The sequence below is a fragment of the Bradyrhizobium sp. USDA 4501 genome (assembly GCF_054062115.1).
In genome coordinates, this window is sequence record NZ_JBSSEX010000001.1 from 269,770 (window position 1) to 284,406 (window position 14,637).

General features: G+C 59.7%; 12 protein-coding genes and 2 pseudogenes. 7 read left to right on the forward strand and 7 right to left on the reverse strand.

Annotated elements, in window-relative coordinates:
• Nucleotides 1-4: 4 nt before the first annotated feature.
• Nucleotides 5-1,351, forward strand: a complete 1,347-nt coding sequence (locus tag ACVWZM_RS01285) for an ATP-binding protein (RefSeq protein WP_456851523.1) — start codon at nt 5-7, stop codon at nt 1,349-1,351.
• 1,480 nt (nt 1,352-2,831) lie between these two features.
• On the opposite strand, the gene ACVWZM_RS01290 is transcribed toward ACVWZM_RS01285, so the two are convergent.
• On the reverse strand, nt 2,832-3,080 hold the full coding sequence (locus tag ACVWZM_RS01290; protein WP_057017190.1) for a hypothetical protein: 249 nt from the start codon (nt 3,078-3,080) through the stop codon (nt 2,832-2,834).
• A gap of 152 nt (nt 3,081-3,232) precedes the next feature.
• Between ACVWZM_RS01290 and ACVWZM_RS01295 the strand changes: the two genes are divergently transcribed.
• Complete coding sequence (locus ACVWZM_RS01295; RefSeq protein ID WP_057017189.1) at nt 3,233-3,568, forward strand: nuclear transport factor 2 family protein; 336 nt, start codon at nt 3,233-3,235, stop codon at nt 3,566-3,568.
• Between the two features lie 1,230 nt (nt 3,569-4,798).
• On the opposite strand, the pseudogene ACVWZM_RS01300 reads toward ACVWZM_RS01295, so the two are convergent.
• Nucleotides 4,799-4,989: pseudogene (locus ACVWZM_RS01300) on the reverse strand (DUF3606 domain-containing protein).
• Nucleotides 4,990-5,113: 124 nt separating this feature from the next.
• On the opposite strand from ACVWZM_RS01300, the pseudogene ACVWZM_RS01305 reads away from it, so the two are divergent.
• A pseudogene (locus ACVWZM_RS01305) lies at nt 5,114-6,032 on the forward strand (ATP-dependent DNA ligase).
• Between the two features lie 457 nt (nt 6,033-6,489).
• A complete protein-coding gene (locus ACVWZM_RS01310) occupies nt 6,490-6,687 on the forward strand; it encodes a hypothetical protein (protein ID WP_233475604.1) in 198 nt (65 codons plus the stop codon).
• Nucleotides 6,688-7,584: 897 nt separating this feature from the next.
• On the opposite strand, the gene ACVWZM_RS01315 is transcribed toward ACVWZM_RS01310, so the two are convergent.
• Nucleotides 7,585-7,863 carry a PRC-barrel domain containing protein gene (locus ACVWZM_RS01315; RefSeq protein WP_253587188.1) on the reverse strand — a complete coding sequence of 93 codons (279 nt, stop codon included), beginning with the start codon at nt 7,861-7,863 and terminating at the stop codon, nt 7,585-7,587.
• Nucleotides 7,864-9,246: 1,383 nt separating this feature from the next.
• On the opposite strand from ACVWZM_RS01315, the gene ACVWZM_RS01320 reads away from it, so the two are divergent.
• Nucleotides 9,247-10,189, forward strand: a protein-coding gene (locus ACVWZM_RS01320; protein ID WP_141343507.1) for an IS630 family transposase whose coding sequence is annotated in 2 segments (ribosomal slippage) — nt 9,247-9,585 and nt 9,587-10,189 — 942 coding nt in all. Because the reading frame shifts where the segments join, the coding sequence is not laid out codon by codon here.
• A gap of 22 nt (nt 10,190-10,211) precedes the next feature.
• Here the strand turns inward: ACVWZM_RS01320 and ACVWZM_RS01325 are convergent.
• Entirely contained in the window at nt 10,212-10,940 is a 729-nt protein-coding gene (locus ACVWZM_RS01325; RefSeq protein WP_057017186.1) for a Crp/Fnr family transcriptional regulator, read from the reverse strand.
• Nucleotides 10,941-11,141: 201 nt separating this feature from the next.
• On the opposite strand from ACVWZM_RS01325, the gene ACVWZM_RS01330 reads away from it, so the two are divergent.
• Nucleotides 11,142-11,387: a hypothetical protein gene (locus tag ACVWZM_RS01330; RefSeq protein ID WP_253587190.1), complete on the forward strand. Its 246-nt coding sequence runs from the start codon at nt 11,142-11,144 to the stop codon at nt 11,385-11,387.
• Between the two features lie 14 nt (nt 11,388-11,401).
• Here the strand turns inward: ACVWZM_RS01330 and ACVWZM_RS01335 are convergent, their stop codons facing one another.
• Nucleotides 11,402-11,566 (reverse strand): hypothetical protein, encoded by a 165-nt coding sequence (locus ACVWZM_RS01335; protein ID WP_246786821.1) that lies wholly within the window; start codon nt 11,564-11,566, stop codon nt 11,402-11,404.
• A 318-nt stretch (nt 11,567-11,884) separates the two neighbouring features.
• On the opposite strand from ACVWZM_RS01335, the gene ACVWZM_RS01340 reads away from it, so the two are divergent.
• A complete protein-coding gene (locus tag ACVWZM_RS01340) occupies nt 11,885-12,175 on the forward strand; it encodes a hypothetical protein (RefSeq protein WP_456851525.1) in 291 nt (96 codons plus the stop codon).
• Nucleotides 12,176-12,585: 410 nt separating this feature from the next.
• Here the strand turns inward: ACVWZM_RS01340 and ACVWZM_RS01345 are convergent, their stop codons facing one another.
• The gene (locus ACVWZM_RS01345) at nt 12,586-13,728 is read right to left on the reverse strand and encodes a nucleotidyltransferase family protein (RefSeq protein ID WP_456848477.1); all 1,143 of its coding nucleotides are present in this window, start codon (nt 13,726-13,728) and stop codon (nt 12,586-12,588) included.
• A gap of 206 nt (nt 13,729-13,934) precedes the next feature.
• Nucleotides 13,935-14,624, reverse strand: coding sequence for a DUF3363 domain-containing protein (locus ACVWZM_RS01350; protein WP_456856588.1), 690 nt, complete (start codon nt 14,622-14,624; stop codon nt 13,935-13,937).
• Between the last annotated feature and the right edge of the window lie 13 nt (nt 14,625-14,637).

A 14,637-nucleotide genomic window follows, 5' to 3' on the forward strand; every position in this document is an offset into this window, starting at 1 on the left:
CGACGTGACAAGACTCTGGAACAGATTCTGGAACCACCTCTCACTTCGTGCCCGGCTGTTGCTGCCGATGGCCGCGATGGTGGTCGGCGCCTTGCTGCTCGGCGGCCTCGCCCTGCAGATCGTCTCCCCCGAGCAGTTCGAGAATGAGAACGCCCAGGCCGCGCGCTCCGCCGAGCTGGTGGCCAATGCGCTGAATGCCGCGCTCGCAGTCGCCGGCAATCCGCCGCAAACCCTCGACGCATTCGCGGACAAGCTCGGGAGGTCCGAGACCATCGCATTCGTGCCGCCTGGAACGCGGCCGCAGCGCAGCGCGGCGGACCGCCACCGCGGCAACATTCCCGCGTGGTTCACTGCCCTGCTCGAGGTTCCGGAGCTCGGCTCCACGCATCCGATCAGGATCGGAGCGTCGCATGTCGGGGACATCGTCTTCAGTCCCGATCTGTCGCCGGACATCGAGGAGAAATGGGCGGGCTTCGTTGCGATCGTCTCGTCGAGCTCGGCGCTGATGCTGCTCGCCGCGCTGAGCGCCTATTTCACGACCGGCGCGGCGCTTCGGCCGCTGGCTCAACTCGGCGCCGGATTGACCCGGATGCGAAACGGCGATTACGTCGCCGCCATTCCGCTGGCCGGCCCTCCGGAGATCCGCGAGAGCTGTGCGGAAGCCAATCAGCTTGCAGTGACGCTGAGGCGGCTTAGCCAAGACAATCGGAACCTGCTGCGCAAGATCGTCGCCGTGCAGGAAGAGGAGCGCCGCGAGCTCGCCCGGGAGCTACATGACGAGATGGGCCCGCTTCTGTTCGCGATCCGCGCCAACGCTACCGCGCTGTCGGATCCCGAGACGGAGGGCCCGCCCGAGCCGGGTTCGCCGGCGCATGGCATCCTCAGCGCAGCCGAAGCCTTGCAACAGGCGAATAGGCGCGTCCTCGAGGGACTGAGCCCGCTTTATGTTGCGGATCTTGGATTAGCCGCAAGCGTACAGACGTTGCTGCGAAACGCCCGATCCCAGGCGCCCGGCCTCCGCGTGACATCCCGGCTCGACGATCGTCTGGATGAGCTCGATGCCCTGCTCTCGCAAACCGCGTACCGCGTTATCCAGGAGGGAGTGACCAATGCGCTCCGGCACGCTCACGCGACCACGATGGGCGTCGCCGCGATCGTCGACGGCGATCAAATTCAGCTCGAGATTTCGGACGACGGCATTGGCCTGCCGCCGGACCTGACCTTTGGGAGAGGCCTGACCGGCATGCACGAACGGGTGCGCGCGCTCGACGGAACGCTGCAGCTGGTCCGCGAGCAAGGCCAGACCATCGTGCGTTGCCGAATTCCACTCCAGAACCATGTTGCGCGATAAGGACGCGTCATCACCGCGAGGAAGGGGCGCACCGCATATGCGAAATCTTACCAAGGGTATCGAATACAAAGATGATCCGAACCCCTTGCCTTCATAGCTCAGATAATCCAGCACCCCGTCGTCCTGCGGCGTGATCTCTTCGAGCCCGAAGGCATCCGCGGCCACCGGGACGATAAGCAAACCAAACGAACACGGCGACAAATTGAGGCCGGCTTCAGTTGGCGACCTCTTCGCAAAAACGGCCCCAGCGCAGTCCGAGCGCGTCGAGGCCGAGTTGGACCTTCGCATCCAGCGCGGCGCTAGCAGATCAGCAAGTTGGCGACCAATCCGACAAGGAAAGACCTGTTTGCCAAGCTGGCGGCACACCACCGGAGCTAGCTGATGAGGTCGAGCGGACCATGAAGGCCTCGGCCTAGGAAGTCCGCTAACCAGCGACGCGGGAGATTAAGGCCACCTCCGCAAGTGGCCTTGCATGGCTCCATTCCTACACCGGGACAATTTCCCGTAGCATTCCGGTACAAGGACCGCACATCGATTTGCTATCCTCTGCGTATGCCAAGCACCTTCACCCACAGGGGCGTCACCTTCGACGTAAAACGCCTATATAATGATCAGTTCGAGATCATCATTGAGATCGGCGGAGAAACGACCCGCCATACCGTGCGCACACGATTGGCAGAACTGGCAAAGCGCCGGGCCGAGATGCTGATCGATCGTAAGCTGAAAACAAAAATTAGGCCTGTGTAGGCCGCCCCAGTTGGCGGCCTCTAACAGAAAACGGCCCCAGCACCTTTGGGGGCCTTGAGACTGGTGCCGGGGCCAGTCGTCCTTTGATGAATCGGGACGTGACCCGAGGCTTTAAAACTAACACTGGTGTCAGAAATTGCTACTCCTTCCCGATGCGATTGGGTGTCTTAGTTTGTCGTTTGTCGCGGCAGTGCCCTATCTAGACGGCGTGATAAGAAAGGGCCCCAGCAGTGAAGCTGGGGCCAGTGTGCAGCTGGGCGTCTCAGTGCCTGTAGCGGTGCGGCACCGAACAGGGCGACAAATGCCAATGCTTGCGCTTCGTTCCTACTCATAAAAGAAACCCCAGCATCCGGATCATGCTGGGGCCAAGCTGGGTCGCCGAGCCGCTGTCCGCCAGGAAGCAACGGTCGTCGTTCTAGGGCTGAAAAAATACGAAATGAAAATTACCTGCCCTGTTGGTCGGATCATCCCAACGACGCTCCGGTCCGGAAATAAACCATGTGAATCCTGGCGAGACAATTTCCGCTTTTTCCCGAGACTTGACGCCACCTTCGATGGGGGTTTGAATTCACTTCTCGGCTCTCTCCAAGCCGAGAACCCTACCGCACAAGGCGAGGCCCCGGACGCGCCACGCCGGGGCCTCTGCTGCGGATTGGCAACAAGGGGCGAGCCCGCTCCCTTGTTGCGTGGAGTTGCGTCATGCGTCGGTCCCAGCTAGGCACCCTCGATCGTTTCATCGACGGATCAGACCATCTACCTGGTCGCCGACGATTTCGGGGCGATCGGCCGCGCGCGGCGCGAGGCCGACATCGTGGCGACCGACCTCGATTCGGCTGATCGGCTTCAACACCGCCGAGCGCTGGTCGGAAGACGTATCCGAAGACGTCGCCCGCGAAATCCAGCGCCGTTGCGATCTGCACAGACCAACGTGCCGACGGCCCTGCGGGGCTTTGTCGTTCGACATCTCGACGATCGGCTGCAACTGCCCCTGCGGCTTGTTTGACGCCTCAGAAATCGCGCAGAGCTGGCTGTTAGAGAACCGAAATAAAAAGTCAGGCTAAGCAGACATCTATTCGTAGGCGGCGCCTCTAGAAACGCTCTAATCTCACCTCTTTAGGCATGTAGGTGAGGAATATGTCCTTTGACCCGATGGCCGCGGCGGTTGATTGGCTTGATGCTTACCGCGCTGGCGACATTGAAGATATCGTTGGCATGTTTGCCGATGATGCGGTGATCCATTGCGATTGTGGAGGCCAGAAGACGCTGACTGGCCGGGAAGCGCTCCGGGCTTATTGGGTCGACAGGCTCAAGCGTTATCCCGCCTTCGGGTTGAACGACATGCAGCCAAACCGCGATTACGTCGCGGTCTCTTACATCACGACCAGTGGCTTAGTTAGCGCGCTTCTGATCTTCAATGCAGCTGGACAGATCAAATCGGTTAGCTGTGGTCCCGGCGCCGCCCGAGATTAGGCTCGAGCATCACAACGGCTTTCCGCTCACTTTTTGCGTGGCCTTAAGATCGCTTTTGATCTCGGCACCGAGGCCATTTGTCAGCGCGGATCGAATCTGTCGGGCGTGCGTGATGGCGCCTCAGCGGCAACCACGCGTTTGGACTGCAATGCATGGCACTATAGTTGTCGTGACAACTCCGTTCCCGCGCCTGGGGCCTATGCCCTTATTCCTGTCGTGCGTTCCGCGGCCGAGCAGGCTTGTCAGAGTTTCAGACAGTTAACGGGTGTTATGGAATCCCAGCTTCCGCGGGGTCATTGTCAGTTCATCACCGCACGGCTCTCGGCAACTATCGGTGACGAGAACGCCGCCACCGCGCTCCCGCCCCACACAAACAGGAGCAGCTTTATGACTAGCAAGCGGCGTCGTTTCAAACAAACCCGATCACTGGGAGAACGTCTGACTGACGAGGCCATGCGCCTGCGCTCGAAGGCCAAGGCGGTGCCTCCATTAGCCAATCCTGCTGAGGGGGGCCGGCAAGACGAAGCGGTGGCTCATCTGACCGAGTGGCTGATGTCCCCAAGCTCTGCAGGCGCCAATATAGGCCGCCCATGATCAACCAGCCTCACTTCGACCCCTATTCAAAGGCAGCGCGCATCTGTCTTGGCGTTGCGATATTTAGCGCGACAATGCTTGCTGCGCTGCTGACGAGCATTTTCGCCTAATCAGGCCGCCTCAGTTGGCCGGATAACGGCCCCAGCGCTTCCTCGGCCCGGAGGCTAGTGCCGAGGCAGTTGCCGCGCAACCGTTCCCGCCCCGCGCTGATTCGTAGCACCGCCATCCACTATCTATCTCTCAACGAGTCCCACGGGGCCAAGCCGATGGAAATCGAGGTATACACGGGCCGCTACGAACGCGAACATGGCCACCCGCCGTCCGGACGCCGGGTCCGGCAATTCACCCTGTCTCCGAGACCGGAGCCCTGCTTTACGAAGTCAAGCTCAACGAGCAGATGATCTAGGCGGCGCTGGAGCGAGCCCATGCGACCGCCTAACAGGAAAAGGCATTCCGGATCATGGTGGAACCCTAGGGGCTGCACAGCCATTTCGAGGCGAATTCCACTTTGCGCCGATCGAGAATGTGCCCCGGGTCTTCGGGGGCGAGAGGGGGGCACCTTCATTGCCACTTCCGGTCTGCCGAGGAGCGGCGATTGCTAACGACGCTTCGAAGGTGTCGTTCCCAACGACTTCTTCATGGCGAACCGAGCCGGCGCTCAACTCGCTTGCGGCTGTTGCCGACCTTCTTGACGGCTTCTTCACAGACCCTGCCGACTTCCGGGTTTTCTTCGCCTCGTAGCGCACCTCGTAATCCTGCCCGCCGACGACGCGCGCTCGGTCCTGCTTGCGACCCCGCGCGGTCTGCTTCTTCGCTTTCCTTGCCATTCTGGCCCCCCTGTTGGAAGACGCCAACGCAGGCTAAGATCAGCGGTTCCAATAGCGGACCCCGCGCGCGGAACGATTGCCAAGTCCTCAAATTTGAATCAGGTCGCTGTTATTGGATGGCGTTGTGGCGTTTCAACGGAGGAAGCCCGAAGCGATCGGGACCAAGGCGCTCTTTCCCGGCTTCATCGCGCCGGCCCTGGCATCGCCGATCGATAAAGTCCCGCGCGGCGCACGCTGGATTCACGAGATCAAGTTCGACGGCTACCGGGTCCAGACTCACATCGCCTATGACGAGGCGAAGATCTACACCCGGCGCGGCAACGACTGGACCAGGCGCTTCAAGAAGGTGGCCCAAGACGCCTGGCCGATTTCAGCAACATCAGCCATCATCGACGGCGAGATTTCCCTCGGCAGGCGGCACGACCGACTTCTCTGTGCTGCAGAACGAGCTGCGCGGTAAGTCGACCAGGATCGTGATGGTGGCCTTCGATCCGCTCCATTTCAACGGCCGCGATCTTCGGAAGGTGCCGCTGGTCGAGCGCAAGGCCGTGCTGAAGAAGCTGATTGCCGGCACCGCCATCAGTTCAGCCAGAGCTTCGAGGTCGACGGCCCGAAGATGTTCACCCATGCCTGCAAGCTCGGCTACGAGGGCGTGGTGTCGAAGGTGGCCGACAATGTCTATCCGACCCGGCGCCCGCAGCCGCGACTGGGTGAAGAAGACCTTCTCCCAGCACGAGACGCTGACATCGCGGGCTTTGCGCTCGACGGCGATGAATGGGACGGCATCTATGTCGGCCGACGCAAGGGCGACGAGCTGATCTACGCTCGCAAAGGTCGACCACGGCTTCGACAAGGCCTCGCCCGCCGATCTCCGCAAACGCTTGGCACCGCTGATCCGCAAGAAGCAGCCCTATACCAAGCGCATTGCACACAAGGCGATCTGGGTTGAACCGAAAGTACTGGCCGAGATCGAGTACCGCTCCAAATCCGCCGAGGGCAAGGTACGGCATCCGTTCTTTCGCGGCGTGCGGGAGGACCTATGACCCTACCGCGCTGCAACTGCTGCGATGACACGCGCTGGGATCATTTTGAACGAGCGCAGGCATATTCGAAAGCGAGCGCTGCCCTTGGATCAGCGAAATCCGAACTGAGCCTTGTCGAACAACGGAAGCGGCCTGTCGCCGAGCCCCCTTGTCGACAATTAAGCGAGGCCTCTGTCTCCGGAATTGCCATCTGTTCCAAAAAAATGGCTTCAGCCGAAGGCGCTGAAGCCAAGTCTCCGCTTTTTGGTCGTCGCCGGCGACCGTAGCGTTCGACGCCGGCAGAGTAAAACCGCCGTTTCATCCTGCCGTTCCTATTGCAACTTATTCCCACCATGGCCTGCCGAAAAATCCTGCAGTGCAAGGTCGAATTCAGGAACGGCTAGCTCTTGGAAATGGTTAAGCTCACACGGCTGTAACTGCACGGGTGCGATGGACTAAGATGCACAAAGACTCGATCATGGACGAGTTGCGGCAGATTGAACTTGATGTTGTGGAGGGAGAAAAACGACTCGCGGAGCAGGAGGCGTTGCTGATCGAGTTAAAGAGGTCAAACGAAAGCACCATCAAGGCTCAAGCTCAGTTCGAGATGATGCGAAAAGATCAACTTGACCGCGAGCAACGTCGACAACGTCTGCTTTCTGTTTTGCATCCGTGATCTAGGCAATTTGCTGCATCTCGCGGAACGGTTACAACCTAAAGAAAATCAGCAGCTCCGCCAACGATCCAGAGCGGCGAAAATCCGAGTAACATGAAAATCCGAGTAACATTGACGTCCAGAACCGCAGTTCGCGTTTGAGCCGGCCGCGAAGGACGACACAGGCATTTCGGAGCCGTTCAACCTGGGTTCGGCTAATCAAGCATGGCGCTGAGCCGCAATACTGAGAAATCCGACGATCAGTGTTCAGTCTCGGCGCTCTTCTGTCATAGCTTGCCTTCACGAAAGCGAACTGCCCAATGCCCCGGGAGAGCACTGAGACCGATGCCCGTCCCACCTCCCGAGAGCAACCTCCCTTGCAACTCCACAAATTGCCACTTGTTCCTGAAAGTAAAACGGTCTCAGCGCGGTAGGAATCGCTGAGGCCGGGCTTTGCTTACATACTGCGGCGTCAGACGTTGTGGGGCGGGATCAGCGCCTGGCTTCAGAGTAACCCAACTTCGTCAGGCCCGCTCCTATGAAAAGGACGGCCAGAAGGCTTTGGGCGCAATCGGCCTGTGCTGGGAGCGCGTCCTGTTAGGCAGCACAAAAAAGATGGCCCCAGCATCCGGATCATGCTGGGGCCAGGCCAGATCGAGGACCGCTGTCCGCCGAGAAGCACCGAGCCTGTTTCCAAGGCTGAAACAATACGAAATGAAAGTTATCTACCCTATTGTTCGGATGCCGCTACTTTTCTGGCTCCACTAGCTAAACGCATATGCGGTCAGGCTAGCGACGAGAACCAAGACACTCAGCGCAGTAACAGACGCAAATGTCCGCTCCACTCCATTCATGCGTTCCATGGTTTTAAGCTCGCTCGTAGGAAGCCTATCGTCGCAGTGTGCAGCAGCGGAGTCATTAACCTTCGTGAATCGCACGCCGTAATTTGGCTTTGGCGATTGGCTTTCTTGAGAGATGATCCCCTTCCAATTGCTTGACCATCGCTATTGGCCATCGACCTTCATGTCCCGCAATTGCAATGCGGAGCCCATGGACGTCGTCTACAAATACGTGCTCAATTGTGCCGGCTTTCCCATCGGACAAGACGACCCCCTTGCCCACCAACTCTTTTTCGGAAGCATGAAGTTCGGAGAGGATGTTTAAAGCGCGTTTGCTGCAGTCAAAAAACTCGTTCATGGGTACGCAACTATCCTAAATGTAATCTGAAGCTGCGATCGATTTACGCTGGGGTCGAGCGGTAGCCCACGCCATATGAGCGCCACGCTCGAAGACGAGTTTTCTATCATGCGGGCACCGCGTCATTAGCACATGTGAAACGCGCTTATGGGGCCTGCTGCTTTCTGGCGGGGCGTCTTCGTTCCCCAATTTTCATCACGAATGGAATGAGGAACCTAGAACGCCCATCGCCGATGCATTGATCTTGCAAAGTGGCGGGTACGCCTGGCGCCTATAGGGAATAGCTCGCGCTCGAAGACCAATTGATGGGGGCGATGCAAGGACATCGCCATGAGCACCGATCATCTCGCAGCAATTGCGATTGTACCGCTGGTGCGGATTGGCCGCCTCCATTCCGTCAGCTACGACCGCCACCGGCGGCGCGAATAGCGGCATACGTGAATGCTTTCGTGCCTCAGTCCGGCGGCTAAACACCCTCCGAGGTACCCACCGCCCTGCCGCGCCGCAGCATATCCGCAGCGTTCATCGAGCTCGTATCACTTTCGCCCGGCCGTCCTAGTTGACGGCCGGGCTTTTGCGTTAAACCGAGCTGCTAGGTCGCGGGTTCCGATTTCCAGATAAATTGCGACAAAGGCTCAGGCTCGCCGCCGCGACCTGCCTGTTAATTTTGCATTCGGTGCAAAAGAGAACCGCCAATCCGGGTACGGTCGGGCTTGGCGGCTCCGTCCTCTTAGTGGACCGCGAGATCACACCGCGAGGCCGAGCTGGCTTAGATCGGTGGCGACGATAGTCGAGACCGGACGGCTACGGGTTTCCGCGACAATTGCTCAGCGCTGGGGCATGACAGGGCGCGCCTTGTCGTAGTAGTAGACACTAGCGGAGCGCATTTGGCTCCCCGGATCAGGTAACCCAATCGTTCTATCGGTTGCTATTTTCCCCGGTACTATGCGGCGGCTGCGGCCCGCTCGGACCAGCCGTGTGGCTTGTACAAAACCTAGAGCACACTCGGCTAAATAAGAAAGTGGGATAGACGCCTCTAGTTCGACGACGAGTTGCCGGCTACGCTCCTCATTTCGAATGACCGTCCGTTTGATGATCCCGATGGCGAGGAACTGCTGAACGACGAGATGGCCTGGCAGAAGGCCGTGACGACGGTTCGCGATATCGGGTCCAATCTGGACCTCGACAAATCCAATCGTTGGTCGATCGCGGTCAAGGGAGGAACAAAACGCAATCTTTCAGATCGACGTTACCGCCAAGCGCATCGTCTCCCCTTCGAGCTAGAGCGGTTTCCAGTTGAGGTGAATCGGAACAGTCAAAGGGGATTCCCACGGGCACGCAAATCAGATTCGGTGTTGCCCGCGACAACATGCGGGGCATGCGATGGCGAAGGGATACTCCAAGGACCTCAGGGTGCGTGCGGTTGAGCTTGTTGAGTCCGGCGAAAGCGCACGTGAGGCTGCGCGCATTCTCAATCTCGGCGCTTCGACTACGATCCGATGGATGGATCGTTGGAGGAAGACCGGAAACGTTGAGGCCAAGCCCGGCACCGGGCACAGCCGCTCGCCGTTGGAGCAGCACAAGCAGTGGCTGATCGAGCTGATCGCCGCGGAGCCGGACCTGACGCTCGAGGAGATCCGCGCGCGTCTGCGCTCTCAGAGAAAGCAAAAGGCCGGCATCGGTTCGATCTGGCGTTTCTTCGACCGTCACAGCATCACCTTCAAAAAAAACACTGCACGCCGCCGAGCAGGATCGACCTGACGTCGCTGCCGAGCGTGCCGCGCTGAAAGCCGAGCAGCCCAAGCTGCGTGCACCGCGCCTCATCTTTATCGACGAGACTGCGGTCACGACGAAGATGGTCCGGCACTATGGGCGCTCTCCTCGCGGTGAGCGCCTCGTCTCTGGCGTGCCCCATGGTCACTGGAAGACGCTGACGCTTGTCGCCGCGCTGCGCATCGATGGCCTCACGGCGCCCTATGTCATCGACGGTGCAATGGATGGGCCCTCGTTCCTGGCTTATGTCGAGCAAGTCCTGGCGCCGACCTTGCGCAAGGGCGACATCGTCTTCATGGACAACTTGCGCACTCACAAGATCGCCGGTGTCCGCGAGGCGATCGAGGCTGTCGGCGCCCGCGTGCGTTATCTGCCGGCCTACTCGCCCGACCTCAATCCAATCGAACAGGCCTTCTCCCGGTTGAAAGCTGCGCTGCGCAAAGGCGCCACCCGCACGGTCCAAGCCCTGCTCAAACTCATCGGCAAACTCGTCAAGTCGTTTGCGCCGCAGATGTGTGCCAACTACTTTAGGCATGCTGGATACACCAGATGATCCACATCATGTGGAAAATGCTCTAGCCAGTCGGCTGCAAGTGAAGATAGGCCGGATCGAATCCGGCCAATTCCTCCAATTTATCGTGGTCCAGAATGCGGTAGTGTGGCCGCTCGACTTGCATGATACCTTCTTGCCGCAGTTCCTGCAGCGTGCGGTTGACGTGGACCGTCGAAAGTCCGAGACAATCTCCAAGATCGGATTGCGTAATAGGGAAGTCGAAATCACCGTCGCTCGTTCGACCGACAGCCCTCAATCGACGATGAATTTCGGCGAAAAGGTGGGCCATACGCTCGTCCGCGGACCTGCGGCCGACATTGACGATCCATTCCCTAAAAATCGCCGCGTCAATGAGCGTTTCGCGCCAAAGCGCACCTGTCACATTCGGGCGCTGCTTACACAAGGCCTTGATCGCTTCATGAGGGATGAAGCCAAGCGTGCAGGATGTCAGCGTCGTGAAATCGTGGTCCATGACGTTGAGGTAGAGGCTCTGCAGATCCGGTATTTCGCCGGGAATGTGCAACGAGAGGACTTGCCGCTTGCCGTCCTGCGTGATTTTTGCACGGTACGCAAATCCTTCGGCGAGAAGGCAACATTCCTTTGGCCGGCTGCCATCGGCGACAATAATGTGCTGGGCCGGGACTTGGCGTTCCTGGATCGGCAGCTGCTCAAGTGCCTGAATGTCATCGCTGTCGAGCCGGTTGGAGGCAGTTAACTTTGTGATCAGGCTAGTCGCGGTGCTTGAAGCCATCGGCGTTCTCCCCGCATTGGAGGAAATGAGCGTAGCGCCGGCGGTGAAATGCCTGCTTCGCCAGCGAATGATCGGGAGCACGACACTCTCAGCCACCGGCGCCCAATTGATAGTTGCCGATGATGCTTAGATAACAATTGGGGGGACCGCGATGTTCCTCGATAACCTGGCTGAAGCCCGGCAGTCTCAAGGTACGGCCCGATGGAGAAGCCATACTCCAGATTGATCGACCAGCGGCTCGAGCAACTCCAAGCGCACCGCACCAACATCCGCCATTATCGGTGGCTTCTGAAAACGCAGCTTTCCGACTTGGAGCGTCAGTTCATCGAAAGGCGCATCGGCGAGGAACTGGAGGCCACGCAAGGCGTGGCCTCTGACGCTCCGCCTCTGGGCATATGCCGGCTGTGTCATCCAGCCGCCGGGAGATCGGGAGAAAAACATCCATGATCGAACTTTAAAAGCTACTCATTCGCGTTAGCGAGAAGATCGTCGGTGACTACCAGTATCTCATCGATACCGCGACCTCGGAACGGGAGCGCGAGCGCTTTCGCCAGCGCATCGATGAAGAGCAGCAGCTGCTGGATACCCTTCGGCAGCCAGCGCAGATCTCTCGTGCGACGTGACATGGGGATGCACTACCGTAGGATCAAACCAGCTGATGAGTGAGTTGGAGAGCTTGCCCTTGGGCGAGGCTATCCGACTTCGCTGGGTCTTGCGGGACATCAGAGCTAGGCGCTTCATCGTCAGTCCGCTGGATCGGCTGACGTTCAGAATCTCACCAGATGGGCTACGTCGAAACCATGACATGCTTCCCGTTCTGACGGCGGCGGGCATGGGTGAGATTTGAAATCCGAAAGATGACCTCAGCGATCAGGGCACCGCCGCGATAAAAAGCTAAACAGGCGAGGATAGCCGGCGATCGCGAACCAGGGTTCACCCAGCCGTTGCTGAAAGCCGAGGGCTGTTGCGGTCCATTGCGTCGCTCCTCAGGTCGACGCGACGACGATGCCGAACACGATCGTGATCTGACCGATGTAGATCTTTGCTGGAAACATTCGCCGCCCCATCCGCCCACGCACGTGAGCGGCACGATGAGAACGGCGAAATTCGGCGAGCCTTCAATCGAAATAAAAAGTCGCGCCATCAGCGAGCGCGATTTCGATCAAGCCCGATCAAGTGCCGAAGTTGCGGATCAAGATCAGCACAGCATCATCGAATGCTTCAACAGCGCGTGAACACCTGGCGCAGATTGCATCTCGTTGCCATGTCGCGCTCAGCCACCGGGCGATCGGTTACTCAACAGCGAAGAGATATTGCCTCTGTCGGCAGGCGGTGCGTGGTCGCGCCTCGATTCTGCATAACCAAGCTGCTTCTCATTGTGCGCGGGCTTCGGAGTGCCGGATGGATCAGCGATGAGCATGTCGTTCGAGAAATGCCCCGCAAGGCGTGCACATGCCGACCAGGCTCAGGCTTGTTGGTTCCGGCGCGCAGGGAGCAGCTTGTTTGATGACGTCGACATGATCGGCATGTCGATCTTCGTCGGCAGAGCATGCCTGGCCGAGTTTCTTGCGCCCGGCTTGTGTGCCGCTGCTGCTGGTCGAGGCTGCGTTGCGGCCGCGTCGGTGTTGAGCCTGCGGTCCGCGGATCACTGTGGACGAGAGGTTGGCGTGTCGGTTGACTTGTCTGCGAGATCGTAGGCGGCGCGATCGGAGCCGAGCTCGGATACACCCTTCCCTAGTTCGGTCCGGAGCAACGTCTGGAAGCTGTCATCATAGGTCGCGATGCTGGTGCGGATCGCCGCTCTCCACTGATCGCCGCGATCCCATGCCTCCGTATAGGCGGCCGCAAGGTCCGACTGCTGCCTGTTGGCGATCATCGCTTCGATGATCGATCGAGCCTGCAGCCGATCCTTTGCGCTTTTTGCGGTCGCATCGCGGTCCTCCTTGCGGCGGGAGCCGACGATCAGCTTGTGGATGGCGTAGCGTTCGGGCGATGGAATGAGGACCGGCACGCCCGGACCGTGCAACAGCACCGCGCGGATCGGCTGGAAGATCAGGTAGTCGAGGAAACGGAGCGGCAGTGCCGCTGCCCCGCCGAGGGCCGGCATCGGGACCGGCTTGCCTGCCTGGTCGTCCGACCACTGGTTCGGCGTCAGGAATTCAACCTTGAAGTTGCCCCTCGACGTGAATTGGGTGGAGACCCTGCCGTCGGCCTGGCTCGGGACCTCGCGGAAGGTCGGATCGACCTGGCGCAGCACCTCCAGGATGGGAGGCATGGAATCCTTGACCGCCACCGAGATTTCGTGGAATTGCGCAAAGTCGGCGTCGCCGGTCTGCATGGCGGCCGCATCAAGGCGTCGACCGAGCACGGCGGCGTAGCACTGATAAGCGACAGTGCCGACGAGCACGCCCCTCATGCGGAAGAAGCCCGCCTTCGCCAATTCTTCCACCACCTGGCCAGCCATCGGCAGAGGACGCGGCAGATAGGCCTCGCGCGTCAATGTGGAAACGAGACGGCGACGTCCCTTCAGATCGGCCTTCAGATCCTTGAATGCTTCGACCCGCTTGGTGATCTCTGGATCGTCGACGGGACCGACATAGCGGCGGTGTTGGCCCGCGCCTTCGGGCTTCGGCGTGTCGAAGTACCAGTATTTTTTGCCCTTCACCTCGACCGCTACGAAGCGGCCGCTCATGGAAAATTCGGAGGTGAAGCTCTCGTCCAGGCTTCGCTGGACAAGCTCCGAATAGAGCGTCTGGTAGCTGATATCGAGGGCTTGGTTCGACGGCATCTCGGAACCTCGCTATACTATTTTCGCGAGAATAGTATAACCACCGGTATTCTGGAACATTTCAGCTATACTATTCTCGCAAAAATAGTATAATACTCATTAATTTCAATTCCTTGGACACACAAAAGATGAATTCCACGAACGCTCCTGGATGGAACACGAACGCTCCTGGACGGAAACTGACTGACTTTCCGAGCATCCGGCCACTAGCGTCCAATTCCGCGCTTGATGCCGATCGACCAGGAAATGCCCTCCCCGCCGACCTGACCGGTGACCAATTGCCCGCGCGCCCGGTCCAGCACCGGCCGCCAGGGCACCAGCGCGAACTCATGCGATCGCTCGATCAAGGCGAACCGCCCACTGTGCAGCGTGAGCACGCGCCGGTAGACGCCCTCAACCTTGTCGCCGGCCTTGACGTCGACATGCTCAAGCCCGGTGCGCGCGGATATGTCGGCCGCAGTCCTTGCCAGCTCACGGGCCTCGAGCGTCTCGAGCATGTTCAGCGCGTACCGCGCTTGCCCCCCTTGCTCTCGCGCCAGCCCCTGCTCGATCAGCCATTGCCGCCTGGTTCGCAATGCGGTCTCGACTTCCGCCCCGAAGCCAGCCGACACGAACCCATCGGGCTCCTTGCCAATCAGCTTGCGATCAAGCCACGTTGCTCCCAGCGCCTGCGGCAGATCTTCGAGTCCCTGCCATGACAACACCGCGACGCGTACCGGATTGCGCGAGCGCTGCAGCTTCTCGTATCGGAGCGCCCGGTCGAGATAGTCGTCGCCGACATTCCAGCTCCCGTCGGCAAGACGGCTTACCATTGCCTCACGCCGCATCGCCTCCAGACGCCGTACGTGCGATCCGACATATTCGCTCGATGCCTGCGGGTCGAACTCCCGGTGCAGGCGGTCGCTAGCG